Source organism: Actinoplanes sichuanensis (assembly GCF_033097365.1).
Classification (GTDB): Bacteria; Actinomycetota; Actinomycetes; order Mycobacteriales; family Micromonosporaceae; genus Actinoplanes; species Actinoplanes sichuanensis.
This window is the reverse complement of record NZ_AP028461.1, coordinates 607,172-631,770: the sequence shown is the minus strand read 5'-3', so window position 1 is coordinate 631,770 and position 24,599 is coordinate 607,172. Positions and strand designations below refer to the sequence as shown.

Sequence of the window (24,599 nt, the reverse complement as noted above, 5' to 3'; positions counted from 1 at the left end):
TCAGAGGATGTCGATGCCGCCGAGCAGGTTGCTGTCCTGCGCGGCGATGTTGACGAGGCTCCCACCCTGAGTGATGGACTTGTTCGAGTAGTACGAGTCTCCGTGGCTGTGACCGAAGCCATGGCCGTAGCCGTAGCCGAAGCCGACCGGCTGCACGTAGTCGTAGCTCGTGATGACGACGTCTCCCGGGCACGGGTGGCCGCCGGCCTGGGCGGGAGCGGCCATGGCGACAGCGGCGCCGGTGGCCAGGAAGATGCCGCCGAGGTACAGAGCGCGACGCATGGTGTTTCCTTTCAACGGTTGGTTGCTTGGGGGAAATTCTGGCCCCCGGGAGTCCCTTTCGCGCGCATTTGGTCGAATAAAACGCTAACTTTCACCATTTCGTGGTTTAGTCCCAAAAGATCTCATGGCCGGGCTAGGGTGCCGCGGGGCTTTCCGTCCTGAATGCAGAAAGCCCCTGCCCGGACACCGGGCAGGGGCACTGTGGACACGTTCGTCAACGTGCCGGGGCACGCTTACAAACGCACTCCGAGCAGGGCGTCCACCGTCTTCACCAGCAGTTCGGGAGACTCGCTGTCGTCACCCGCGCCGGACAGGGCCGCGTCGGCCCACGCGTCCACCACCGCCAGCGCCGCCGGTGTGTCGAGGTCGGTGGACAGCGCCTCACGCACCGCGGCGAGCAGACCCGGGCCGGACGGGCCGGACGGCGCGGCCGCCGCCTCCCGCCAGCGGGCCAGACGCTGCTGACCGGCCTTGAGGACGTCATCGGTCCAGTCGCGGTCGCTGCGGTAGTGGGTGGTGAGCAGACCCAGCCGGACCGCCATCGGGTCCACACCGTCGGCGCGCAGCCGCGACACGAACACCAGGTTGCCGCGGGATTTGGACATCTTCTCGCCGTCCAGGCCGATCATGCCGGCGTGCACGTAGTGGGCGGCGAACGGCTCCGCGCCGGTCAGCACCTCGGCGTGGGCGGCCGAGCACTCGTGGTGCGGATAGAGCAGGTCACTGCCGCCACCCTGGACGTCGATCGTGTCGCCGAGCAGGTTCAGCGCGATGGTGGCGCACTCGATGTGCCAGCCGGGGCGGCCCGGGCCGAGGTCCGAGCCGTCCCACACCGGCTCGCCGTCGCGGGCGCCGCGCCACAGCAGCGGGTCGAGCGGGTCGCGTTTGCCGGCCCGATCCGGGTCGCCGCCCCGCTCGGCCGACAGGACCAGCATCTCCTCGCGGGACAGGTGTGACTCGTACCCGAATCGCGGAGCGGCCGTCAGGTCGAAGTAGACGTCGCCGGTGCCGTCGTCGAGCTGGTACGCCGCGCCACGCTCCACCAGATCCTGGACGTGGGTGACGATCGACGGGATCGACTCGACCGCGCCGACGTAGTGGGCCGGCGGGATGATCCGCAACGCCTCCATGTCCTCCCGGAAGAGGGCGGTCTCGCGCATGGCGAGGACCACCCAGTCCTCGCCGTCGCGCTCGGCACGCTCCAGCAGCGGGTCGTCGATGTCGGTCACGTTCTGCACGTAGCCGACGTCGAGACCCTGGTCGCGCCAGGCCCGGTTGATCAGGTCGAAAGTGATCATCGTGGCGGCGTGGCCGAGGTGCGTCGCGTCATACGGCGTGATGCCGCAGACATACATCGAGGCACTGCCGGACGGGGCGCTGGGCTGCACCGACGCCCGCGCCGTGTCGTAGAGCCGCAGCGGGCCACGCCCCGGCGTGTCCGGGAGGGCAGGTACGTCGTGACCGGTCCAAGCATCCATGCTCGGAGCCTAAACGGCACCCCGGACCCAGGGCCGGGCGCGTGAGCTAAACCTCAAGCTTCCGGCCCGCGCCACACGCGGCCCCCGCCGGAGACACGTGAGGGTCGGGCAGACCCGGGGCCCGAACGGGCGCGGGACCCGAACGAACGCCAGACCCCAACGAACGCGGGGCTAGATCGGCGGCCAGGGGATGGCGGGCCAGTCGGTCGGGGGTTGGGGGAACCGGGCCGCCCGCAGCAGCCGTTTCACGCGCAGGCCGACATGCTGCACCTCGGAGATGGTGAGGTGCTCCTCCAACTCGGCGCCGAGTGGCCCGGCCAGCTGCTCGCGCAACCGGGTCAGGACCTCGCAGGCATCCGGCGGGAGGGGCTTGCCGGTCCAGCCCCAGAGGACCGTGCGCAACTTGTTCTCCACGTGGAAGCTGACGCCGTGGTCGACGCCGTGCACACCGCCGGTGGCCGGGTAGAGGACGTGTCCGCCCTTGCGGTCGGCGTTGTTGATCACCGCGTCGAAGACGGCGAGGCGGGCCAGTCGGGGGTCGTCGGCGTGGGCCAGCGCGTAGGCGTCGCCGTCGTCGTCGCGGGCCGCGGCCACCGGGAACCAGCCGGACGGCACGTCGTAGGCCGGGACGAAACCGATCAGCGCGCCGACCTGCTCGGGCTCGTCGATCCAGAGCTGGAGGGCGCCCGGACCGAGCGGCCCGTCCCGCAGGATGGTCGGCGGCACCACATCCCACCCGGTGGCCCGGGACACCAGGTAGGCCGACACCTCACGGCCGGCGAGGGTGCCGTCCGGGAAGTCCCACAGCGGGCGCTCGCCGCGCACCGGCTTGTAGACACAGCGGCGGGTCAGCCCGTCCAGGGTGATCTCGGCGCGCAGGGTGGTGTTGGAGGCGTCGGCCAGCCGCCCCTCGATCTCGATGCGCCCCCGCTCGAGCAGCGCGAGAGCGTCGGCCTCGGCCAGCACGTGCGTGGGCTCCGCCGTCACCGGTGGTAGCCGTTATGCCGGGGGCAGAGGTGGCCGGCCGGGTCGAGCGGCTGGCCGCAGAGCGGGCACGGTGGCCGACCGGCGGCCACCACACGGCGGGCCCGGTCGATGAACGCGCGGGTCGCATCGGGGGTCAGTCGCACCCGCAGCCGGTCGAGGTCGTCGTCGGGCTCGTCGGGCTCGTCATCGTCGTCATCGTCGTCGTCATCCTCGTCGCCGAGGGACTCGCCGATCAGATCGGGCTCGGGCTCGCCGGCCTCGATCGCCTCGATCACGACGGTGCTGGTGTCGACGTCGAAGGCCAGGCCCAGGGTGCCGACCCGGAACTCCTCGTCGACCGGGGTGTCGAGGGGTTCGTTGTCGTGCACCGCCAGCAGCGGCTCCTCCGGCAGGGAGACACCGAACCGCTTGTTGGCCTCGAGCAGCAGCTCCTCGAGTTTCTCGGCGAGCAGCGACACCTGGACCTTCTCCAGCGCCACGCTGATCACCCGGCCGCCGCCGCGGGCCTGGAGATAGAAAGTGCGGTCCCCCGGCTCGCCCACCGTTCCGGCGACGAATCGCTCCGGCGGCTCGAAGGCATGCACTTGGTGGGTCATGCAGACAACCCTAACCATCCAAGCGGACGAGCGCGCGGGCCAAGGTGCCGGGTTCGCCGAGGGCGCAACGGGGTACACGCTGCGGCGATACACCGATCACGGAGCGTTGTCAGACACCGCCTCCGGCGCCACCACCGACCGCCGCGTCGCTGTCCGCGGCCTTCTCCCGACCGTCTGATTTCGGGGGTACGAGCGACGCCAGCTCACCTGTCTCGTTGACCCGCACCACGAACGGGCGGCCAGGCGTATACCTGATGACGGTGATCGATGCCGGGTCGGCCACGATCCGCTGGAACTGATCCAGATGCAGACCCAGGGCGTCGGCCACGATGGCTTTGATCACATCACCGTGGCTGCACGCCAGCCAGATCGCCTCCGGCCCGTGCTCCTCGGTCACCCGGGCGTCCCAGGACCGGACCGCGGCCACCGCGCGCGCCGACATCGCGGCCATCGCCTCCCCGTTCGGGAAGACCACGGCACTCGGGTGGTGCTGGACGACCGGCCAGAGCGGGTCCTTGGCCAGCTCCTTGAGCGGGCGGCCCTCCCAGTCGCCGTACCCGCACTCGATCAGCCCGTCCTCCAGGACCGGCTCGGTGCCCGGGGTGGCCAGTTCCAGGGTCTGCCGGCAGCGGATCAGCGGGCTGCTCACCACCGCGGCCAGCGGCAGCTCCTTCAGCCGCTCACCGGCCCGGGCGGCCTGGTCACGGCCGGTGTCGTCGAGCTCGACGGGCTGACGGCCGGCCAGCCCGCCCGAGGCGTTCGCGGTGGTCCGGCCGTGCCGGAGCAGCAGTACGGTGGCCACTAGCCGACCACACCCGACTCGGCGTACGCCTCGGCGACGATCCGCAACGTGTCGAGGCCACTCTTCAGGTCACCGACATACGGACTGATCGACAGCGTTCCGACGCCCGCCTCCGCGTACTCCCGGATGCGCCTGACGACGTGCTCACGCGTACCGATGATGGATGTCCTCTCGATGAAGTCCCGCGGCACCGCCGCGGCCGCCTCGACCGGCCGGCGGCTCAGATAGAGGTCCTGGACCAGCTTCGCCTCCTCGGCGTAGCCCATCCGGACGGCGATGCCGTTGTAGAAGTTCTGCTCGCGGCTGCCCATGCCGCCCACGTACAGCGCCGCGTACGGCCGGACCACGTCGGCACACGCGTCCAGGTCGTCGCCGATCACCACCGGCACCGAGGCGACCACGTCGAACCCGGTCAGGTCCTTTCCCCCCTTGGCGCGGCCGGCGGCGATCTGCGCCAACTGATCACCGGCCGCGTCCGGGGCGAGGAAGATGCCCAGCCAGCCGTCGGCGATCTCACCGGCCAGCTCCAGGTTCTTCGGGCCGACCGCGGCCAGGTAGATCGGGATGTCCGAGCGCAGCGGATGGAAACCGAGCTTGAGCGCCTTCCCGGCGCCGCCCGGCAGCGGCAACTGATGGTGTTCACCCTGGTACGACACCGGCTGGCGGGCCAGGGCCAGCTTCACCACGTCGACGTACTCCCGCGTACGCCCGAGGGGTTTGGCGAACCGCACACCGTGCCACCCCTCGGAGACCTGGGGTCCGGAGACGCCGAGGCCCAGCCGGAAACGGCCGCCGGAGAGCGTGTCGAGCGTGGCCGCGGTCATCGCGGTCATCGCCGGGGTGCGCGCCGGGATCTGCATGACGGCGGCGCCGAGATCGATCCGCTCGGTCTGACCGGCGATCCAGCCCAGCATGCTGACCGTGTCCGAGCCGTACGCCTCGGCCGCCCAGAGCACCGAGTAGCCGAGCCGATCCGCCTCCCGGGCCATCGCGAGGTGGTCGGCGGGCGTGCTCCACGCCGTCTGATATCCGAGGCTGAGTCCGAGCCGCACGACGGTGCCCTCCCGCAGATCATGAGCTGTCAACGGCAAGCCTACTGATCCGTTCCATGACCGTTTCGGTCCGGTAACCGACCCACCCGGCTGAGGCCGCGGCATTTCGCTGAGCAGGGAGTCTGAATAAGGTTCACTCATGCATCAGCGACCGCTCGGCCGAAGCGGGCTAGCGGTTTCGCGGCTCGCCCTCGGCACCATGACCTGGGGACGGGACACCGACCCCGACGACGCGGCGGATCAGCTGAAGATCTTCCTCGAGGGCGGTGGCACGCTCATCGACACCGCCGACGTGTACGGCGACGGCGACGCCGAGGCGGTCATCGGCTCCCTGCTCGACCACCTGGTGCCTCGCGACGAGATCGTGATCGCCACCAAGGCCGGGCTCACCCCGCACCGGTATCGTCCGCGCGACGCCTCCCGGGGCAACCTGATGCGGGCGCTCGACGCGTCGCTGCGGCGGCTCGGCACCGACTACGTCGACCTGTGGCAGGTGCACGGGTATGACGCGCAGACCCCGTTCGAGGAGACCCTGGCCGCTCTCGATCAGGCCGTCGCCAGCGGCCGGGTCCGCTACGCCGGGGTGTCGAACTTCTCGGCCTGGCAGACCGCGCGGGCCGCGACCTGGCAGTCGGCATACCCCGGCCGGGCCCCGATCGTGGCCGCCCAGATGGAGTATTCGCTGCTGGAGCGCGGCATCGAGCGGGAGATACTGCCGGCTGCGGCGGCGCTCGGGTTCGGGGTGCTGGCCTGGTCGCCACTGGGTCGCGGGGTGCTCACCGGCAAATACCGCAACGGGCGGCCGCTCGACTCGCGGGCCGCTTCCGATCATCTGGCCTCGTTCGTGCAGGCCTATCTGGAGCCGCGCAGCTCCAGCATCGTCGAGGCGCTGGTCACTGCGGCGGCCGGGCTCGGGGTGTCGCCGCTCGAGGTGGCGCTCGCCTGGATCCGGGACCGACCCGGCATCTCGTCGGTGATCCTCGGGGCGCGCACCTCCGGCCAGTTGCAGGGGGCGCTGCGCAGCGAGCAGCTGACGTTGCCGGCCGAGATCGCGTTCGCCCTGGACGACGTGTCGGCGATCGAGGTCGGATACCCGGAACGCGAGGGCGTCGGCTACCCCGACACCTACTTCGGCTGACACGTCACACAGGTCTGGTGCCCGGTCCGGGGCGGGGAGCATATTAGATCGCATGGACTACGAATACGCGCCGCTACGGTTGCCTTCGAATGTCGATCGTCTGACCGCGGCGGCGCAGCTCGCCATTCAGGCCGAGTTCTCCGGGTGGGAGCTGGCCCGCGTCCAGCTCTTCGCCGACGGCACGCGGAAGGTGATGCTCCGCCGCCGCCGCCAGTCGACGCCGCAGCCGAATCTGAGCTACTAGCAGCAGCACGCACACCGCCGGGAACCAGTCGCCCACTCGGGCGTACGGGGTGAGGCTTCCGGTGGAAGGCGTCGCGGTCCGGATCGCCGTCGGGTCCGTACCGGTGACCGCGCCCGCCACGATCCGGCCGGTCCGGTCGCTGACGAGCGCCTGCCCCCAGCGCGCCGGGCGGACCACGGACAGGCCGCTCTCCACCCCGCGCACCAGCGCCATCCGGCTGTGCAGCCATCCGTCCCGGCCGAAGTCCCAGGACGGGGCGAGCAGGACGCCCGCGCCATCCCGGGCATAACCGCGGACCAGCTCCGGGAAGTCGAGGTCCTTGCAGACGGCCAGGGCCAGCGACCCGTGTGTCACCGGGCCGGTGCCGGGCCGCAGGTGGTCCTCCAGACCGGGGATGAGACGCCGTTTGGCGTACCGGGCGACGATCACCCCGCCGGGCCCGATCAGGATCGCCTCGTTGGCCTCCGATTCCACCCCGGCCAGGACCCGGGCGTCCGGGTGGGCGAGCTCCCGCGCGACGGTTCCGGCATTCGCCGCAGAGATCTTGAAAACCTTCTCCGGGAGTACGATCACCCGCGCGCCCGCCCTGGCCAGAGCATCGATCGTGGCCCGGTAGCGCGACAACAGCGCCGTCCCGGCCGGGGTGTCCGGGTCCACCGGGTCACCGGTCTGCGGCACCACGGCCAGTCCGATCGTGATCAGGTCGGGCGCCGCGGCCGGTTCGGTCGCCGCGACGGCGCCGTTTCCCCGCGCCGCGAGGTCGCCGCTTCCGGGCACCGCGGCCGGTTCGGTCGCCGCGACGGCGCCGTTTCCCTGAACCGCCAGGTCGCCGCTTCCGGGCATCGCGGCCGGTTCGGTCGCCGCGGGGCCGACCGGGAGCAGCCGCCATACCGCCCAGCCGCCGGTCAGCAGGATGATCGTGAGCAGGCCGGCCACCGCCCGTCGCCGGTGATCGCGCCGGCTCGCGGCGGCGAGCGCGACCGGGACCGCCAGCAGCACATAGGTGATGCCCCAGACACCGGTCAGTGCGGCGAGCTGCACGACGCCCCGCTGCTCGGCCTGCGTGTAGCCGAGACTCCACCAGGCTCCGTGCGGGAGCAGCCGGGAGACCACGTACTCGCCGAGGACCCAGACGGCCGGGGCGGTCCACACCGCGGCGACCACCCGGCCGCGCCGGATCAGCCCGCGGGCCACCGCCACGGTCGCGGCCAGGAGCCCGGCGCCGAACAGGGCCATCGCCACGACCAGGACCGGCGGGATCTCCAGGTCGCCGAGATAGTAGGAGAGCAACCCGGCCTGTCCGATCAGCCACGAGCCGGCGGCGGCCGCGTACCCCGGCCACGGTCCGGCGCGCAGCGCGAACAGCAGGACCGGGAGCGGAGCCAGCCAGGTGAGGGCGGACACCGGGTGCAGACCGGCGCCGAGCAGCCACAGGACTCCACCGGCGACGGTGGCGATCAGGAATCTCATCCCGGCACTCTGCGGGCCCACGGGGTGCGGGCGGATCGCCGTACCGGACCGGTCCGATCTGGTCCTGTGGAGGGAGGCGCCACCGATCGGTGAACGACGATACTGATCGCCACCATGACTTCACGACGAGACGCCGCACTCACCGCGGTGGTGGTGGCGGTCACCCTGATACCGGTGGAACCGGGTGGGCCGTACCCCTGGTGGAGGTTTGCCCTGGGGATCGTCGCCTCGGTGCCCGTCCTGTGGCGCCGGCGGGCGCCGCTGACCGTCGCCGCGCTGACCGGGGTGGCGACGTCCGTGCTGGCGATGACCGGTTCTCCGCCGCCGCTGCCGCTCGGTCCCCTGGTGTGCGTGTACACGTTCGCCGCGCTGAGCCCGCTGGCGCCGCGGATCCTCGGGCTGGCCGGGACGGCGGCCGGGGTCGTCGTGTCGCTGCTGTATCCGCGGCCGGACCTGGAGGTGCTGCGGTATCTCACGGTGGCCTATCTGGCGGCGTTCGCGCTCGGCACCGTGGTCCGGGCGCGCCGGGCGCAGGTGGCGGCGCTGGACGAACGCGCCCGGCGGCTGGAACAGGAACGTGTGGCCGCGGTGCTGCGGGAACGTGCCCGGATCGCCCGCGATCTGCACGACGGGCTGGCCCACGCGGTCGGGATCATGGTGGTGCAGGCGGAGGCGGGGCCGTTGACCGGGCGGGCCGACGCGACGTTCGCGACGATCGCCGACACCGGGCGCGACGCCCTGGCCCAGCTACGCCGGGTGGTCGGCGCGCTACGCGAGGACGGCGACGGGGACGCCCTGCGTCCGCCCGGCCCGGAGGCTCTGCCCGCTCTGGTGGAGCAGGTCCGGGCGGCCGGGATCGACGCGACCCTCGATGCCGAGGGCGGGCCGGTCCGCGATGACGTTGCGGTGGCCGCCTACCGGATCGTGCAGGAGGCGCTGACCAACACGCTGCGGCATGCGCGGGCGCGAGCGGTCCGGGTCCGTCTCCACCGACACGGTGACCGGCTCATCGTGGAGGTGATCGACGACGGCGCCGGCCCGGCACCGGGCGCGATCGGCGGCCGGGGCGGCCCGGCACCGGACGCGATCGGCGACCGGAACGGGCCGGCACCACGCGCAATCGGCGGCCGGGGCGGCCCGGCGCCGGGAGCGGCCCACGGCCATGGGCTGATCGGTATGCGCGAACGCGCGCTGGCCTGCGGCGGGACGTTGGAGACCGGGCCGGGCCCGGATGGTCGTGGCTTCCGGGTGCACGCGGACCTGCCGGCCGGGGACGGAGCATGATGCCGCGGACGGCACCGGCCGAGATCCAGCCGCGAACAGCGCCGCCCGAGGCGAAGCCGCGAACAGCGCCCGCCGAAACACCGCCGCGAGAAGCGCCGCCCGGACCGGAGCCGCGGACGGCACCCGCCGGGACACGGCCGCCGACGGCGTCCGCCGAAGCGAAGCTGCGGGTCGTCCTCGCCGATGATCAGGAGCTGTTCCGGGCCGGATTCGCCGCGATCCTGGCGGCCGAGACCGACATCGAGGTGGTCGGGGAGGCCGCCGACGGCGCCGCGGCGGTTCGGGCCGCGGTCCGGCTGGCGCCGGACTTGGTGCTGATGGACATGCGGATGCCGGTGCTGGACGGGGTCGCCGCGACCCGGCAGGTCTGCGAGCGGACCACGGCCCGGGTGCTGGCACTGACCATGTACGACACCGACGACTATCTGTACGCCGCGTTGCGCGCCGGGGCGGGCGGGTTCCTGCTGAAGGACGCCCGCCGTGCGGAGCTGGTCCGGGCGGTACGGGTGGTGGCGGCCGGGGAGGCGCTGCTGTCGCCCGCGGTGACCCGGCGGGTGATCGGCGAGTTGCGCCGGCACGGCCGTCCGGACCCGGCGGCGGCGGCCCGTCTCGCGGCACTCACCGCCCGGGAGACGGATGTGCTGCGCCTGGTCGCCGCCGGCCGGTCCAACGCGGAGATCGCCGCGGCCCGGCGGCTGAGCGAACACACCGTCAAGACGCACATGGGCAACCTGCTGGCCAAGCTGCACCTGCGTGACCGCGCCCAGGCGGTCGTCTTCGCCTACGAATCCGGCCTGGTGGTCCCGGGTGGGGAACCACCAGGCTGACGCGTCGGGTCAGTGCTTGTGGTGGTGACCCGCGTGGTCGTGACCGTGGTCGTGCTCGTCCTCGTCCGGCAGGAACGGGTGCTCGTCCAGACGGCCGACCAGCACGTCGGAGTCGACCGGCGCGAACGGGCCGGAGCCGTCGGCGTCGTCGAAGGCCTCCAGGTCGAGCGGCTCGGCGACCTCGGTCACCGTGAGCAGGCCGTCGAGCGGCTCCAGCTCGGGCACGTCCAGCGACGCCAGCGAGCCGTCGCCGGCCTGCAGCAGCTCCAGCACGGCCTCGCCGACCGACTCGACCGGTCCGGCGTCCTCGTCCTCCGGCACCGAGCTGCGCCGGGCGGTCTCGGCGACCCGCAGCAGCGCGGACACACTCGGCACCCGGTAGTCGCGGCGCTGCCGGACCGAGACGATCTGCGGGTACGGGTCGGCGCCGGCCGCGCCACCGGCCTCGGTGAGCTGGCCGAACCGACGGTCCGCCTCGTCCGGGTCGATCGACTCGACGTCCCACGGCGTGACCTCGCCGAAAGCGTCGAGCAGCTGCTCGTCGTACGCGAAGGAAGCGTTGTTCAGGTCGACGTACGCCTGCCAGACGTCGTCGTCGTCGATGCGGCCGGCCGCCGCCTTGACGGCCGCGAGGTGCGCCCGCGCCGCCTCGATCACCCGGTCGAGGGCGACGTCGAGCTCGGCGTTCTGGTCAGTCATGGGTTTGGGGGTCCTTCCGATTTCAGCTGTTTCGAAGCAAGCGGTCGAGCACACGCACGCCGAACTTTAGTCCTTCCACCGGAACTCGCTCGTCGATGCCGTGGAAGAGCGCACTGAAGTTGAGGTCGGGCGGGAGACGCAGCGGTGCGAAGCCGAAGCACCGGATGCCGAGGGTGGAGAAGGCCTTGGCGTCGGTGCCACCGGACATCAGGTACGGCACGGTACGCGCTCCCGGATCCTCGGCGCGCAGCGCGGCCCCCATCGCGTCGACCAGGTCACCGTCGAACGCGGTCTCCACGGCCGGCTGCTGGTGCACGTGCTCGATCTCCAGGTCCGGCCCGATCACCTCGCGCAGCTCACGCAGGAACGCGTCGGCGTGCCCGGGCAGGGTGCGGCAGTCGATGGTGGCCGACGCCTTGCCGGGGATGACGTTGTCCTTGTACCCGGCGGCGAGCCGGGTCGGGTTGGCGGTGTTGCGCAGGGTGGCGCCGATCAGGTTGGCGATCGGGCCGAGTTTGGCGACCGCGAGCTCCGGCTCGTCCGGGTCCAGCTCGATCTCCAGGGCGTCGCTGACCTGTTCCAGGAAGGACCGCACGGTCGGGGTGAGAACTGTCGGGAAGCGGTGCCGGCCGACCCGGGCGACGGCCTCGGCCAGGGTGGTGACCGCGTTGTCGTCGTGGATGAAGGAGCCGTGGCCGGGCCGGCCGGTGGCGTGCACCCGCAGCCAGTCGAGCCCCTTCTCGGCGGTCTGGACGAGATAGAGGCGAAGATCGTCGTTGACGGTGTACGAGTACCCGCCGACCTCGCCGATCGCCTCCGTGCAGCCTTCGAACGCGTCGGGGTGGTTCTGCACCAGCCACTGGGAGCCGTACTCCATGCCGGCCTCCTCGTCGGCGGTGTACGCCAGGACGATGTCGCGCGGCGGGACGTAGCCGGTGCGCCGCCACTCGCGGACCACGGCGAGCACCATGGCGTCGAAGTCCTTCATGTCGACGGCGCCGCGGCCCCACAGGTAGCCGTCCCGGATCTCGCCGCCGAACGGGTCGACCGACCACTCGCTCGCGTCGGCCGGGACCACGTCGAGGTGGCCGTGGACGAGTAGCGCGCCGCGGGACGGGTCGGCACCGGGGATCCGGGCGACCAGGTTGGCCCGGGTCGGCGCGGACTCGAGGAGACGCGATTCGACGCCGACCTCGGCCAGCCGCTCGGCGACGTACTCGGCGGCGACCCGCTCCCCCACGGTGGTCCGCGGGTCGCCGGTGTTGGTGGTGTCGATGCGGAGCAGGTCGCGGCACAGGTCCACGACCTCGCTCTCGGCGGTGTTCTCCATCGCCCCTTCTTATCAGCCGGATGTCACGGGGGTTTGATCGGAGACCGCCTCTGGGTACCTCGGGGCCGTGTCTGACGTGAATCTTCCCCCGCTGCCGCCGACCGGCGGCGAGATCCCTGGGCGCAGCATCGTCGATGTGGTCGCCGCCCAGCACCGTGAGCTGCTCGGCCTGACCGAGCGCCTGGCCGAGTCCCCGGAGAACCGGGACGTGGCGTCGGTCCTGGTCGCCACGTTGTCCCGGCACCTGGCCGCCGAGGAGCAGTACCTGTACCCGGCAGTCCGCACCGCGGTGCCCGGCGGGGAGCAGATCGCCGACCGGGAACTGGCCGAGGATCAGGCCATCCTGGAGCGGCTGCGTGATCTGGAGCGCAGCGGTGACGGGCGCGACGATCTGGCCGAGGCGGTGCGCCGGCATGTGGCCGCCGACGCCGAGGAGCTTCTGCCGTTGCTGGAGCAGATGGTGCCGTCGGAGGATCTGGTCCGGCTGGGCAACCGCTTCGAGACGGCCGAGGAGGCGGCGCCGACCCGGCCGCACCCGTCCACACCGTCCACGCCGCCGTGGAACAAGGTGGTGGATCCGCTGGTCGGAGTGGCCGACAAGATTCGTGACGTGATCAGTTCGCGTGCCACATACGTACGCGATCTGTAACTAAAGGCAGGTTACGGCCTGTAAGTGCCGAACGTCCTGTTCGTTCATACGTTTGTCACAGGTTGCCGATCATTCCACGGCTTGCGGACTAGCGTTCGATCCCTTTCTAGTCCTAACGTCACGCTATGAACCTCGAGCTGCGGCATCTGAAGGTGGTCTGCGCCATCGCGGAGACCGGCAGCGTGACCAAGGCCGCGTCACAACTCGGCCTTGCCCAGCCTGCACTCACCGCCCAACTTCAGCGGATCGAGCGCACACTGGGTGGCCCGCTGTTCGACCGTGACCGCCGGGGCGCACGCCCAACCGCCCTGGGAGAGCTGGTGCTGTCCCGCGCCAGAGTGCTGCTGCCCGCGATGAAGGGCCTGCAGGACGAAGCGGCCCGACTGGCCGCCGGCGGCGATCACGACACGATGAGCAGGTACCGGATCGGAGCTGTCGGCGGACCCGTCGTCGCCCACCTGGTGCACCGCCTGTCGGCTGCCCAGCCGGAGGCGCAGATCTCCACCCACGCGTCCTACTACATCTCCGAGCTGTCCGGCATGGTGATGGCCGGCAAGCTGGACTACGCCCAGGTCGGCGTCTGCGGCGATGCGCTGCCGTCGGCCGAGTACGGGCTGGTCTGGCAGACCATCGGGATGGACGCCGTCTGTGTGCTGCTGCCCGACGACCACCCGCAGGCCAAGAACCTGTCGGTCGATCTGGCGGAGCTGGCCGACGAGCAGTGGGTGGCCGGCGCCGGTGACGGCTGTTTCGGCGACTGTTTCGCCGCGGCCTGCGCCCGGGCAGGTTTCGCGCCACGCCGGGTCCTGGAGTCGGACGTGCGCAACTGCGTCGACATGGTCGAGCTGGGCCTGGCCATCGGCCTGTGCCAGCCCACGTTCCGCCCACCGGCGGGACTGACCAGTCGGCCGTTGCGGGGCGCCCCGCTGCGCTGGCGGCTGGTCCTCGGGTGGCACCCGGACTCCCCGGCCGCGCGCAGTGCGCCGAAGCTGATGGATCACGCGCAGGAGGCGTACCAGGAGATCCTGGCGCGCAACGAGCACTACACGCAGTGGGCGCAGAGCCTTCCCGGCGCCGGCGGCAACAGCCACCTGGCCGCGGCCTGAGACACGCGGAGGGGGCGCCGTGCGCCCCCTCCACAAAAAGCCCGGCTCACCGCGCGGCGGCGCTCATCTCCACGTCGAAGACGAGTGCGCCGTCCCTGGCGTCCACCCGGACCGTCCGGCCCGGCGCCAGATCGGCGGCGAGCAGCATCGTGGACAGCCGGTTGTCCAGTTCCCGCTGGATGGTCCGGCGCAGTGGTCGCGCCCCGAACTCGGGCTGGTAACCGCGCTCGGCCAGCCAGTCGACCGCGGCCGGGGTGATGTCGAGGGTGACGTCCTGGGCGTGCAGTCGGCGGCGGGTCTCGTCCAGCATCAGCTCGGTGATCTTGTGCAGCTGGTCGTCCTCCAGCTGCCGGAAGATGATGATCTCGTCGATCCGGTTGATGAACTCGGGCCGCAACTGCTCCTTGAGCCGCTTGTCGAGCCGCTCGCGCAGCTCCTCACCGGGTGAGCGCCCGTTCTCCGCGCCGGCGAAACCGACACTGCGGGTGCTCCCGTTGATCAGGTCCGAGCCCAGGTTGCTCGTCATGATCAGCACGGTGTTCTTGAAGCTGACCGTCCGCCCCTGGCTGTCGGTGAGCCGCCCGTCGTCGAGCACCTGGAGCAGGATGTTGAAGACGTCCGGGTGAGCCTTCTCGATCTCGTCGAGCAGCACCACGCTGTACGGCCGTCGCCGCACCGCCTCGGTCAGCTGCCCCGCCTCGTCGTAGCCGACATACCCGGGCGGCGCCCCGACCAGTCGGGACACCGTGTGCCGCTCCTGGAACTCGCTCATGTCCAGCCGGATCATCCGGTCCGGCTCGCCGAACAGCGCCTCGGCCAGCGAGCGGGCCAGCTCGGTCTTGCCGACGCCGGTCGGGCCGAGGAACAGGAAACTGCCGACCGGCCGGTCCGGGTCGCCGAGTCCGGCGCGGGACCGACGGACCGCCTCGGCCACCGCGTTCACCGCGTCCTCCTGGCCGATCACGTGGCCGTGCAGGTTCTGCTCCAGCCGCAGCAGGCGGTCCCGCTCGGCCTCGGTGAGCTGGGCGACCGGGATGCCGGTGGACCGGGAGACCACCGCGGCGATCTCCTCCTCGGTCACCTGCGGCACCCCGTCGGCGGCCGAACCGGGGCCGGCCAGCTGCGCCCGCAACGTGTTGATCTCGTCGCGGAGCGCGGACGCCTGCTCGTAGTGTTCGGCGGCGACGGCCTGGTCCCGGTCGCGGGACAGCTGCTCGAGACGGCGCTCCCGCTCCCGGCGGTCGGCGTCGGGCGTCTTGGTGCGCAGCCGGACCCGGGCGCCGGCCTGGTCGATCAGGTCGATCGCCTTGTCCGGCAGGTACCGGTCGGTGATGTAGCGGTCGGACAGGACCGCCGCCGCGTCCAGTGCCTCGTCGGTGATCCGTACCTGATGGTGGGCCTCGTAGTTGTCGCGGAGCCCGCGCAGGATCGCCACCGTGTCCTCGACGCTCGGCTCCCCGACCAGGACCGGCTGGAACCGCCGGGCCAGGGCCGCGTCCTTCTCGATGTGCCGACGGTACTCGTCCAGGGTGGTCGCGCCGATCACCCGGAGCCGCCCGCGGGCCAGTGCCGGCTTGAGCATGTTGCCGGCGTCCATGCCGCCGCCCTCACCGCCGCCACCCGCGCCGACCATCGTGTGGATCTCGTCGAGGAAGACGATCAGGCCGTCCCCGGACGCCTGGATCTCCTCGATCACCTTCTTCAGGCGCTCCTCGAAGTCACCGCGGTACCGGGTGCCGGCCACCATCCCGGCCAGGTCCAGCTGCACCACCCGCTTGTCCTGCAGGGTCAGCGGCACCTCGCCGTCCACGATGCGCTGGGCCAGGCCCTCGACCACGGCGGTCTTGCCGACCCCGGCCTCGCCGATCAGCACCGGGTTGTTCTTGGTACGCCGGGACAGGATCTCGATCGCCTGCTCGATCTCGTCGGCACGCCCGATCACCGGGTCGATCTCGCCGCGCCGCGCCGACTCGGTCAGGTCGACGCCGAACTGCTCCAGCGTCGGGGTCGGCGCCGCGCTCGGCCGCGGGCCGGACTGGCCGGACTGGTTCGGTTTCGGCAGCTCACTGTGGTGCGGGATGGTGCGCGGGTCGACGATCCGACCGGCCAGCAGCCGTCCGGCCGCCGAGTCGGTGTTCATGCCGAGCGCCATCAGGATGTGCTCCGGCCCGATGTACGAGGCGCCGACCGCACGGGAGATCTGCAGGCTGTCCAGCAGCGCGCGCTTCGCGGCCGGGGTCAGCGCGATGCTCTCCGGCAGTTCGGTGGCCGCGGCCGCCGGCCGGCCCAGCTCGGTGAGCAGCTTGTCCGGGTCGGCGCCGGCTCGGCGTACCGTCTGCTTCATGGGGTCCTGCTGGAGCACCGCCCACAGCAGGTGGTCGGTGTCCAGGTCGGCCAGCGGCCGGTCGCCGCCGGCGACCTCGGCGGCCCGGCGGGCCGCGTCGGCGAGCACCTGGCGGGCGTCGTTGCTCATGTGTCTCGCGATGTCGAAACGCTGCGCCTGGCGGCGCGGCTCGGCCGCACCGAAGAAGCGCGCGAACAGGTCGTCCCACTGGCCGGGCCCCGCCGGCCCGAACGGTCCGATGCTCATCTGTCTCTCTTCTCCTGGTACCTCGGGCCGGGGTCCGCCCATGGAGGGCTACCCGGCCGGGTGGGCGGCAAACGCGAGCCGTCCGGTCGTCAACAGCGCGTGAACCTCCCCGCCGATTCCCGAATCGCGGAAAAAGTTGACACGACTACACTCAACTTCATGGTCGTGTCTCCCGATCCACCCTCCCTCACGCCGCTCTTTCAGGAGCCGGAACGGCCCGAGCCGGTCCGATCACCCTTCGACACGCCCGCTCACCGGCCGACCTCCGCTCCGGTTCCCGCACCGGGGGCCGGGCCGCCGCTGGTGATCGTCGACGGGGCGAACGTGGTCGGGTCGGTCCCGGACGGCTGGTGGCGGGACCGGGCCGGTGCGGCGGTGCGGCTGCGCGACAGCCTGGCGGCGGTGCCCGCCGCCGGCCTCCCCGACATCCCGGCGCCGGTCGAGGTGGTCCTGGTGGTCGAGGGCAGGGCCCGCGACATTCCGCAGGATCCCGAGGGCGTCCGGATCGAGCGCGCGTCCGGCTCCGGCGATGACAAGATCGTTGATCTGGTACGGGTGACCGCCCCGGCCCGCCGAACCGTCGTCGTGACCGCCGACCGAGGCCTGCGCGACCGCGTGACCAGACTGGGAGCCGAGGTCCGGGGCCCGTCCGCGGTCCCTCGCTGACCCGGCGGACTGACCCCCTGGGGAGGGCGTGTCGGCACCCGCGATGGTGATCCCGGGTGGCCCCGCAAGGCCCTGATGATCCATTGTGGATCATCTTCGGATAGGATCTCACCAGGGAGATCTTCGGCCACCGCGGGGAAAACCGTGTCGTGCCAAGCCTGGCAGGCTCTGATAAAACGGGGCATGCGAGGGCGGCCGTGCGGGAACCGGACGCTAGGCTGGAGCCGCAATGTAGACCCCGTCCAGGAGGCTGCCCGGGTGGCCAGTGTCGCCGAACTCAGAGCTGCCGTGGAGGCCGCGCTACAGCAGGTCACCGAGGGGCAGCAGGCGATACAGGCGGCGCGGGAGAAGATCGGTGAGGCGCAGCAGAGCCTCGCCGCCGCTCTCGACGGCAGCGCCAACGACGCGGTCGGAGCCGCGCACGCCTCGCTGTCCCAGGCAGATCAGCAGCTCGAGGATTCGATGAGCGCGACGCTGGCGGCGGTCGAGCAGGCCCACACCTACACGGCGAACCTCTGACGCGATGTCGCTGCTGCAGGAACTCGGCGCCCAGCTTCGCGCCACCTCTGACGACCTGCCCACCGGGCTGGTCGCCGCGGCGATGGACAAATTGCGCAGTGCCACCGACCTGCTCCGGTGGGTGCAGGAGGAGTCCAGCAAGGACCTCGGGGTGCTGCGCCTCGGCCACGCCACCGAGCATGCCGAGACGGCCGCCGCGGCGCTCCGGGCCACACAGGACGCCGTCGAGGCGTACCTCATGGTGCTCGGTCTCTCCGGAACCCCCGGCACCGCGCCGGGCCAGGAGTGGCGGACCGAGATGCGCCGGGAGGAGCGGCCGGAGCGCACGGCGCGACCGGAGGAGCCGCCCGCCGAGAAAGTGGAGAGTCTCGGGCCGTGGTGGCAGCAACGGGTGGCTCAGCTGACCGGTGAGGCGCCGCCCGGCGGCCCGGATCGTGCGGAGTTCGGGGAGCAGGCCGACCCGTCGGATCTGCTGCGGCGGATCGCGGCCGGGGTGCGCGCCGGTGACCGGGCCCGACTGGGCCGGGAGCTGCACGCGGTCAACGCCTCGAGCGGGCTGGGGCTGTCCGCGGTGACGCCGCAGCTGCTGCACCGGCTCGCCGGTGACCTGCTCGGGCACGAGCCCCGCCCGGAGGACGTGCCGCGGCTGCGGACGGCCGCGGAGGGTCGGGTGAAGGCGTTGCTGCCGGGCACCCAGCCGGACGTGCTGGAGACGCTGCTCGACCGGATCTGCCGGGTTCCGTTGCGTCAGCAGCAGGAGAAACGCGGCGACCGACCGGCCGGGCACCCGGCCGACACGGCGGTCACCGCGAGCGTGCTGACCGGGGTCCTGCTGGCCCGTCTGGGCCGGGACGCCGGTTCCCTGGAGCCGGACGCCCCGGAGCCGGTGCGGCCCCGCCCCGAGACCGCGGAGGACCGCCGATGAGGCGCCGCTGGAGTCCGATGACCACTTCGACGATGCCGGCGAGTCATGGCTGAATCCACCAAGAACCGGGTCATGGAGATCCGGGCCGGGCTTTCGCACGCGCTCGGCGCCGCGCAGGTGGCCCTGGAGCGTGCCCACGACGTCCGGGAGGCGGCCGAGGCGCGCTACCGGCGGATGGTCGCGGCGGCCACCGCCCGGCGCCGGAAACTCGCCGCGGCCCGGGACGAGCGGATCCACGAGATCGACGCGTGGCACGACACCGAACTGGCGGCGCTGGCCGGCGCGGCGGCGGGCGCGGCCGACCGGGCGGCACCCGGGGCGGCCGGCGAGCCGTGGCACAGCTGGGAGCCGACGCCGTTGGACCGGGCCGCCGAGCTGCGGGTCGGGCGGCTGATGCTGCCGGAGGCCCCGTTGCCGGCGCCCGCGCGCGCCGAGCGGCCGGGCGGCGGCGGGCGGAGCGCGCCGGGCGGGACCGAGGACTGGGGTGGCGGGGCCTGGGCCGGTGCGCCGGGTGAGGTCACCGAGGCCTGGGCCGGGCCGGACGGTGAGCCGCCGGAGAGCACCGCCGGGCCGGTCGTCGACGACGCGCCGCCCGAGGTTCCGGCGCTGGTGCGGCTGCTCGATCACGGGCACATCGTGGTCGAGGGCGACCGGCGAGCCGGCGACGACGTGGTGGCCGGGCTGCTGTTGCGAGCGCTCGGCACCAGCGTGCCCGGCCAGGTGCAGCTGATCGGGTACGACCCGGAGAACCTCGGTGGTGGGCTGGCCGGGTTCGCGCCCCTGGCGACCGCGGGCGTACTCACCTTCGTCGGGCCGGGCGGGTTGGACAAGCTGGTCGACGAGCTGGTCGGGCACGTGCGGCGGATCAACGAGACGGTGCTGGCCGGCGAGTACACGTCGGTGCGCGAGCTGCACGCGGCGACGAAACGGCGGCCGGAGCCGTGGCGGGTGGCGGTGCTGCTCGGTGGCGGTGAGCTGTCCCGCCATCAGCGGACCCAGCTGGACCGGCTGCTGCGGACCGGGGCGGCGTGCGGGGTGCACCTGGTGATCCGGGGGCAGTCGGTGGAGCCGGGGCCGGGGATCGAGTTCGTGGTGGCGGCGGCGGGTGACGAGGCCCGCATCGAGAGTGCCGGCGATCTGCCCGTACGGCTGGATGCCGCTCCGCCGTCCCATCTGATGACCGCGACGTGCCGGCAGATCGCCGAGTCGGTGGCCGCCGGGCCGGCGCCGGTGGCGCTGGACAGTCTCCTGCCGGAGGCCGGTGCCGAGTGGCGGGAGAGTTCCGCGGCGGGCCTGACCGCGCCGCTCGGGGACAGCCCGCAGGGGCCGCGCGTTCAGGTGACGCTGAGCGACTACCCGCCGCACGCGTTGATCGCGGGGCCGTCCGGGACCGGCAAGACCAACTTCATCTACGCCTGGATGGGAGCGCTTTCCGCCCGCTACTCCCCCGACGAGCTGGCGTTCTACCTGCTCGACTTCAAGGAGGGCGTGTCGTTCGCCAGGTTCGCGCCGGGCCGCCGGGACCCGAGCTGGCTGCCGCACGTCCGGCTGGTCGGGGTGAACGTCAACACCGACCGTGAGTTCGGTCTGGCGCTGCTGCGGTTCCTGGGCGCCGAGCTGAAACGGCGGGCGGACGCCGCGAAGCGGCACGAGGTGACCAATCTGGCCGAGCTGCGGGCCGAGGATCCGGAGGGTGCGTGGCCGCGGATCGTGGCCGTGGTCGACGAGTTCCAGGTGCTGCTGGCCGGCCGGGACGCGGTCACCACCGAGGCCGTGGACCTGCTGGAGGACCTGGCCCGGCGGGGCCGGTCGCAGGGCATCCACCTGGTGCTGGCCAGTCAGGACGTGTCCGGCATCGAGGCGCTGTGGGGCCGGCCCGCGCTGGTCGCCCAGTTCAGCCTGCGGATCGCGCTGCCCCGGGCACGGCGGGTGCTGGCCGAGACGAACCCGGCCGCCGACTCGCTGCCCCGCTACCACGCGGTGGTCAACGCCGACTCGGGCGCGCCGGAGGCGAACCGGATCGTCCGGGTGCCCGCCGCCGGCGACCGGGATCAGTGGAGTTCGCTCCAGCACCGGCTGTGGCGGCGTCGCCCGGCCGAGTTGGGGCCGCCGCGGCTGTTCGACGGTGACGTGATCCCGCGGCTGGCCGACAGCCCGGACTACCGGGACCTGCGGGTCGGTGACGCGTCCACGGCGCCGGTGATGCTGCTGGGGCAGACCATCGACGTGGCGGCGCGGTCGGCGCAGACCGTGCTGCGGCGGGCGCCGGGCCGAAACCTCGCGGTACTGGGCACCCGGACCGACGAGGCGTGCGCGATCCTGGCGACGGCGGGCCGCTCGCTGGCCGCGCAGTTCACCCCGGGCGGGGCCCGGTTCTCGGTGGTCTGCCTGGACCCGGACGCGCGGGCGGCGGCCGAGGCACTGCACGCCCGGATCCCGGGGTCCGGCTTCTATCTGCCCGACGACGTGTACTGGCTGTTGGAGGACGCCGCCGCGGAGGCGACCGCGTCGTGGCCGGCCGACCGCCCGCACTTCATCCTGATCTACGCGGCGGACGCGCTGCCCGGCGGCAAGGAGGCGGCCGACCAGCTGCGGACCGTGCTGCGGCAGGGCCCGGAGCGGCGGCTGCACGTGCTGGGCTGGTGGCGCGGGGCCGGGCTGCTGCGTGACTCGCTGGGCGGGCACGCGTCACGGACCGATCCGATCGGCGCGTGGGTGGCGCTGGACGTGCACGGCAGTGAGCTGTCGCCGTACTACCCGGGGCAGGGCGCGCCGAACTGGTATCCGCGCCCGTGGCGGGCCCTGCATTTCGACCGCTCGGTGCACCGTGGCGCCGAGGTGATCATCCCCTACGGAACCTCATGAGCGAACTGCAACCGGCCGACTTCGAGCGCGCCGACTACCGTACCGTCCTGCGTCGGCTGACCAGCCTGGACGCGAAGGCGACCGGGCTCCGGGAGGAGGCCCGCCGCTGGTACGCCGACCGGCTGGCCGCCGCCGACGTGGCCGTCCAGGAGGCGGCCGGGCGGTTGGAGGCAGCCGAACGGTCGGTCCGGTCGGCCCAACGCGGCCTGGAGGAGGTGGACGCCCGGGCGGCCGGCCTGTGGTCGGACTTCGTGCACCGGGTCGGTCCGGTGGCCGAGCGGTTCGGGCGTACCCTGCCGCCGGCCAGCATTCCCCGGCAGCGCGGTGACGACGGGCCGGACCGGGACGCCGAGGACTACCTCAAGGAGGTGGAGAACCGGGTGCGGTACACACCGCCGGCCCGGCCGATCACCCTCGGCACGAAGATCCTCTTCGGCATGCTGGGTTTCGTCGGCGGCCTGCTCGGGGTGATCGGCAACCTGTTGGTGCGCCGGACCGGCGCGGCCGCGGGCGGGGACTGGCAGCAGGCGGCGCCGGTGGTGGCGCTGCTGGTGATGCTGCTCTTCCCGGTGCTGGCGGTGGTGACCGCGAAACTCATCGCGGACCGCCGGGACGCCCCGCTGGACACCTCGGCGGTCGTGACGGTCCTGGCGACCGGTCTGGTCACGGCCGGGCTGCTGTTCACCGCGGTGCTGGTCGCTCAACCCCGCTGAGGTCCCGCATCCGGCGGGCTTCGTCGGCCAGGGCGGCCGGGACCCCGGGTCCGTCGTCGCCGCCCCCGTGAGCTTCGTCGTACTCGTAGTCGCCGCCGGCCGCTTCGGGGCGCTCGGGTTCACGTGCGTCGTCTGCTGTGTCGGTCATGGATCCGGTTGTACCCGACCGCGCCGCGGAAATACCGGGAACCGGGAACCGACCATCGGACGAGACCGCCGGAACTACTTGTGTTCCTCAACAATCGACGGTGGCGGAGCCGGAATTCACCGCCCGCCACCCGTTGGATAAACAATTGTTCAGTAATGAATATGTGGCGCGCGTCTCGCCGCCGCGCACCCTGTCGCCGCCGCGCTCCGAATAAGCGAAAACCGGGCCCGTCCGGTTAGGCGGGCCCGGCGGGCGTCAGCTGGCCCGGCGCTCGCGCACCTGCTTGCAGTTCACACACGTGGTGGCCGAGGGGAACACCTCGAGCCGCTCCACCGGGATCGGGTTGGAGCAACCCTCACAGTTGCCATACGTCCCGTCGTCGAGGCGCTGGAGCGCGTGCTCCGCCTGCGTGCGCCTGTCCAGCAGCGTCCTCAGCAGTGAGGTCGCGGCGTCGCGCTCCGCCGTCTTCGACCCGCTGTCGGCCTGGTCGTCGCCGGCCGCGTCGCCGATCTCGACCAGCCTCAGCCTGGTGTTCTGGGCGACGGCCTCTTCGTACTCGCGGTCGAGCTCCTCGAACCGGCCCTGCAGGATCACCCGGATCTGCTCGAACTCCTCGACCGAGCGCCCCTTGGCCGTGCTCGCGCCCTTACCCGCAACAACCGCTCCGTTGACGAGCATGCAGTCCCCCTGCCCTTCACTCAGCCCCGACCGGTGGCCATCCCCGGGTCACCCTCGTCCCGGCCGGCTCGTGCATGTGGAGCCGGACGATACCCACCGCCGGAGATCCCAAACGGGACCCCCGCGAAAAAGTAACCGGAGCATAACTGTCGGTGTTCGAATCCGCCACGGACTCGGCACGCGGGTCTTGTGCCGAGCGTCACGAGCCGGTCACGACAAGCGCCGGGTGGCGCGGGTCGTCGAGACGAACGACCACGTCAGCGAAGGTTTCCGGGGCCACCTCATCGGCGTAGCGCCGATAGGCCGGAAGCGTCCAGGCGAGATCATCGGGGGTCCGGCGGGCCAGCGCCGCCGGGGTCAGCTCAAGGTGGACGGAGAAGTCGAACGGCAACCCGGAGCCGAGCAGCAACGGGCCGCTGACCAGCACGATCGCGCCCGGCGGGAGCTCACGGTACGGCGCCCGGGCGGCCCGATCGATGTGGGCGTCCCACAGGCGCTCCAGGATCCGCCCGGAACCGTCCGGCCCGGCCGGGGACAGCACCTCGCGGATCAGCCCGGCCTCGTCGAACCAGCCGGTGTAGAAAGAGTCCGGATTGGTACGCCCGAACTCGAGCCGCAGCGACGCCGGGCGCAGGAAATCGCTGGTGTCGACACGTACCGTCGGGCGACCGCGCACCCGCAACGGGTCCACCAGGGCGTCCGCGAGACGGCCCGGATCGGCCGCGTCGGCGCCGTCCACGGCCACCCGCAGCCGGCTGTCGGATTCCCGACTCGCCAGCCGGTCGGCGAGGCCCTCGACGAGCAGGGGAAAGGAGACCGGTCGTACCCGCATGGATCAATCGTGCGGCAGGATGCTGATCCGTGCGTCGTCGGCCAGCCGGTAGCCCACCCCGTAGACGGTGGTGATCAGCGGCAGGTGCCCGCCGAGCTTGAGTCGCAGCCGGCGCACGTGCACGTCGACGGTGCGCTCACCGGCCCGCTCGTAACCCCAGACCGCGGCGAGCAGCTGGGCCCGGGTGAAGACCCGACGCGGACGCTCGGCGAGGTACTGCAGGAGGTCGAACTCCAGCCGCGTCAGCGGCAGCGCCTCGCCCTCCAGCAGCGCCTGACGCGACGAGGTCAGCAGACGCACCTCCGGCCCGTCCAGAGGCGCCTCAGCGGGCTCCTCGGCCGTCTCCGGCTCGGGCGCCGGGGCCTGCTCGACGGTGACCGTCCCCCGACTCAGCTCGACCAACTCACGGACGGCGGCGAGCAGCCGGTGCGCCTGTGGGGAAACCACGTCCCCGGTGAGCGGAATGGCGAGTGTCACGGTCAGCGCGGGCTCGGCGGTGCGGCGACCGGAACTCCGGCCGGGTCCGGCAGAACGACGATCGGCACGCGGCGACAATGCGCTGACCGGCATTGATTCATCCCCCAGAATTTGCTGACGCAAGCGAATACGATTTTTCACTCTGCGTAAAGGCCCGAACGATATTTCCGGTACGCCGGTGAGCGGGTCAAGTCGTCAACCACACTGTGGGAAAGACGTTCCATATTGTCGGGCGCGCCGCT

General features: G+C 72.2%; 24 protein-coding genes and 1 pseudogene. 11 read left to right on the top strand and 14 right to left on the bottom strand.

Annotation, left to right across the window (positions count from 1 at the left end):
* From Q0Z83_RS02640 to Q0Z83_RS02615, 6 genes are all read right to left on the bottom strand, one after another.
* Nucleotides 1-282: a hypothetical protein gene (locus tag Q0Z83_RS02640; protein ID WP_317792158.1), complete on the bottom strand. Its 282-nt coding sequence runs from the start codon at nucleotides 280-282 to the stop codon at nucleotides 1-3.
* Nucleotides 283-515: 233 nt separating this feature from the next.
* Entirely contained in the window at nucleotides 516-1,760 is a 1,245-nt protein-coding gene (gene mshC, locus Q0Z83_RS02635) for a cysteine--1-D-myo-inosityl 2-amino-2-deoxy-alpha-D-glucopyranoside ligase (RefSeq protein WP_317792157.1), read from the bottom strand.
* 171 nt (nucleotides 1,761-1,931) lie between these two features.
* The gene (locus Q0Z83_RS02630; RefSeq protein ID WP_378078969.1) at nucleotides 1,932-2,747 is read right to left on the bottom strand and encodes an SCO1664 family protein; all 816 of its coding nucleotides are present in this window, start codon (nucleotides 2,745-2,747) and stop codon (nucleotides 1,932-1,934) included.
* Nucleotides 2,744-3,343, bottom strand: a complete 600-nt coding sequence (locus Q0Z83_RS02625; protein ID WP_317792156.1) for a DUF3090 domain-containing protein — start codon at nucleotides 3,341-3,343, stop codon at nucleotides 2,744-2,746. Before Q0Z83_RS02625 ends, Q0Z83_RS02630 begins: the two co-directional genes overlap by 4 nt.
* Before the next feature lie 109 nt (nucleotides 3,344-3,452).
* Nucleotides 3,453-4,145: a histidine phosphatase family protein gene (locus Q0Z83_RS02620; protein ID WP_317792155.1), complete on the bottom strand. Its 693-nt coding sequence runs from the start codon at nucleotides 4,143-4,145 to the stop codon at nucleotides 3,453-3,455.
* Nucleotides 4,145-5,197 (bottom strand): LLM class F420-dependent oxidoreductase, encoded by a 1,053-nt coding sequence (locus tag Q0Z83_RS02615; protein WP_317797010.1) that lies wholly within the window; start codon nucleotides 5,195-5,197, stop codon nucleotides 4,145-4,147. The genes Q0Z83_RS02620 and Q0Z83_RS02615 overlap by 1 nt, the downstream gene beginning before the upstream one ends.
* Before the next feature lie 139 nt (nucleotides 5,198-5,336).
* Between Q0Z83_RS02615 and Q0Z83_RS02610 the strand changes: the two genes are divergently transcribed.
* Nucleotides 5,337-6,335, top strand: coding sequence for an aldo/keto reductase (locus tag Q0Z83_RS02610; RefSeq protein ID WP_317792154.1), 999 nt, complete (start codon nucleotides 5,337-5,339; stop codon nucleotides 6,333-6,335).
* Nucleotides 6,336-6,387: 52 nt separating this feature from the next.
* The gene (locus tag Q0Z83_RS02605) at nucleotides 6,388-6,579 is read left to right on the top strand and encodes a DUF5703 family protein (protein WP_317792153.1); all 192 of its coding nucleotides are present in this window, start codon (nucleotides 6,388-6,390) and stop codon (nucleotides 6,577-6,579) included.
* Nucleotides 6,580-6,660: 81 nt separating this feature from the next.
* On the opposite strand, the pseudogene Q0Z83_RS02600 reads toward Q0Z83_RS02605, so the two are convergent.
* A pseudogene (locus tag Q0Z83_RS02600) lies at nucleotides 6,661-8,049 on the bottom strand (nitrilase-related carbon-nitrogen hydrolase); the annotation flags it as partial.
* A 114-nt stretch (nucleotides 8,050-8,163) separates the two neighbouring features.
* Here Q0Z83_RS02600 and Q0Z83_RS02595 point away from each other — a divergent pair.
* Nucleotides 8,164-9,333: a sensor histidine kinase gene (locus Q0Z83_RS02595; RefSeq protein WP_317792152.1), complete on the top strand. Its 1,170-nt coding sequence runs from the start codon at nucleotides 8,164-8,166 to the stop codon at nucleotides 9,331-9,333.
* Between the two features lie 164 nt (nucleotides 9,334-9,497).
* On the top strand, nucleotides 9,498-10,160 hold the full coding sequence (locus Q0Z83_RS02590) for a response regulator transcription factor (protein ID WP_317797009.1): 663 nt from the start codon (nucleotides 9,498-9,500) through the stop codon (nucleotides 10,158-10,160).
* Between the two features lie 9 nt (nucleotides 10,161-10,169).
* Here the strand turns inward: Q0Z83_RS02590 and Q0Z83_RS02585 are convergent, their stop codons facing one another.
* Both Q0Z83_RS02585 and Q0Z83_RS02580 read right to left on the bottom strand, forming a co-directional pair.
* On the bottom strand, nucleotides 10,170-10,859 hold the full coding sequence (locus tag Q0Z83_RS02585; protein WP_317792151.1) for a hypothetical protein: 690 nt from the start codon (nucleotides 10,857-10,859) through the stop codon (nucleotides 10,170-10,172).
* Nucleotides 10,860-10,881: 22 nt separating this feature from the next.
* Complete coding sequence (locus Q0Z83_RS02580; protein ID WP_317792149.1) at nucleotides 10,882-12,189, bottom strand: M20/M25/M40 family metallo-hydrolase; 1,308 nt, start codon at nucleotides 12,187-12,189, stop codon at nucleotides 10,882-10,884.
* A gap of 67 nt (nucleotides 12,190-12,256) precedes the next feature.
* On the opposite strand from Q0Z83_RS02580, the gene Q0Z83_RS02575 reads away from it, so the two are divergent.
* Nucleotides 12,257-12,838, top strand: a complete 582-nt coding sequence (locus Q0Z83_RS02575) for a hemerythrin domain-containing protein (RefSeq protein ID WP_317792148.1) — start codon at nucleotides 12,257-12,259, stop codon at nucleotides 12,836-12,838.
* Between the two features lie 125 nt (nucleotides 12,839-12,963).
* The gene (locus Q0Z83_RS02570) at nucleotides 12,964-13,944 is read left to right on the top strand and encodes a LysR family transcriptional regulator (protein WP_317792147.1); all 981 of its coding nucleotides are present in this window, start codon (nucleotides 12,964-12,966) and stop codon (nucleotides 13,942-13,944) included.
* A 46-nt stretch (nucleotides 13,945-13,990) separates the two neighbouring features.
* On the opposite strand, the gene Q0Z83_RS02565 is transcribed toward Q0Z83_RS02570, so the two are convergent.
* A complete protein-coding gene (locus Q0Z83_RS02565; protein WP_317792146.1) occupies nucleotides 13,991-16,534 on the bottom strand; it encodes an ATP-dependent Clp protease ATP-binding subunit in 2,544 nt (847 codons plus the stop codon).
* 159 nt (nucleotides 16,535-16,693) lie between these two features.
* Here Q0Z83_RS02565 and Q0Z83_RS02560 point away from each other — a divergent pair, with 159 nt between their 5' ends.
* From Q0Z83_RS02560 to Q0Z83_RS02540, 5 genes are all read left to right on the top strand, one after another.
* A complete protein-coding gene (locus Q0Z83_RS02560) occupies nucleotides 16,694-17,200 on the top strand; it encodes a hypothetical protein (RefSeq protein ID WP_317792145.1) in 507 nt (168 codons plus the stop codon).
* Between the two features lie 258 nt (nucleotides 17,201-17,458).
* Nucleotides 17,459-17,719 (top strand): hypothetical protein, encoded by a 261-nt coding sequence (locus Q0Z83_RS02555; protein WP_106320458.1) that lies wholly within the window; start codon nucleotides 17,459-17,461, stop codon nucleotides 17,717-17,719.
* Nucleotides 17,720-17,723: 4 nt separating this feature from the next.
* Nucleotides 17,724-18,644: a hypothetical protein gene (locus Q0Z83_RS02550; RefSeq protein WP_317792144.1), complete on the top strand. Its 921-nt coding sequence runs from the start codon at nucleotides 17,724-17,726 to the stop codon at nucleotides 18,642-18,644.
* 45 nt (nucleotides 18,645-18,689) lie between these two features.
* Nucleotides 18,690-21,509, top strand: a complete 2,820-nt coding sequence (locus Q0Z83_RS02545; protein WP_396349880.1) for an FtsK/SpoIIIE domain-containing protein — start codon at nucleotides 18,690-18,692, stop codon at nucleotides 21,507-21,509.
* Nucleotides 21,506-22,222 (top strand): hypothetical protein, encoded by a 717-nt coding sequence (locus Q0Z83_RS02540; RefSeq protein ID WP_317792143.1) that lies wholly within the window; start codon nucleotides 21,506-21,508, stop codon nucleotides 22,220-22,222. The genes Q0Z83_RS02545 and Q0Z83_RS02540 overlap by 4 nt, the downstream gene beginning before the upstream one ends.
* On the opposite strand, the gene Q0Z83_RS02535 is transcribed toward Q0Z83_RS02540, so the two are convergent.
* The 4 genes from Q0Z83_RS02535 to Q0Z83_RS02520 form a co-directional block, all read right to left on the bottom strand.
* Nucleotides 22,191-22,370: a hypothetical protein gene (locus Q0Z83_RS02535; protein WP_317792142.1), complete on the bottom strand. Its 180-nt coding sequence runs from the start codon at nucleotides 22,368-22,370 to the stop codon at nucleotides 22,191-22,193. The two genes, Q0Z83_RS02540 and Q0Z83_RS02535, sit on opposite strands and share 32 nt — an antisense overlap.
* 255 nt (nucleotides 22,371-22,625) lie before the next feature.
* Entirely contained in the window at nucleotides 22,626-23,048 is a 423-nt protein-coding gene (locus Q0Z83_RS02530) for a TraR/DksA family transcriptional regulator (protein ID WP_317792141.1), read from the bottom strand.
* A 199-nt stretch (nucleotides 23,049-23,247) separates the two neighbouring features.
* The gene (locus Q0Z83_RS02525) at nucleotides 23,248-23,880 is read right to left on the bottom strand and encodes a nucleoside/nucleotide kinase family protein (RefSeq protein ID WP_317792140.1); all 633 of its coding nucleotides are present in this window, start codon (nucleotides 23,878-23,880) and stop codon (nucleotides 23,248-23,250) included.
* Between the two features lie 3 nt (nucleotides 23,881-23,883).
* Nucleotides 23,884-24,450, bottom strand: a complete 567-nt coding sequence (locus tag Q0Z83_RS02520) for a winged helix-turn-helix domain-containing protein (RefSeq protein ID WP_378078972.1) — start codon at nucleotides 24,448-24,450, stop codon at nucleotides 23,884-23,886.
* Between the last annotated feature and the right edge of the window lie 149 nt (nucleotides 24,451-24,599).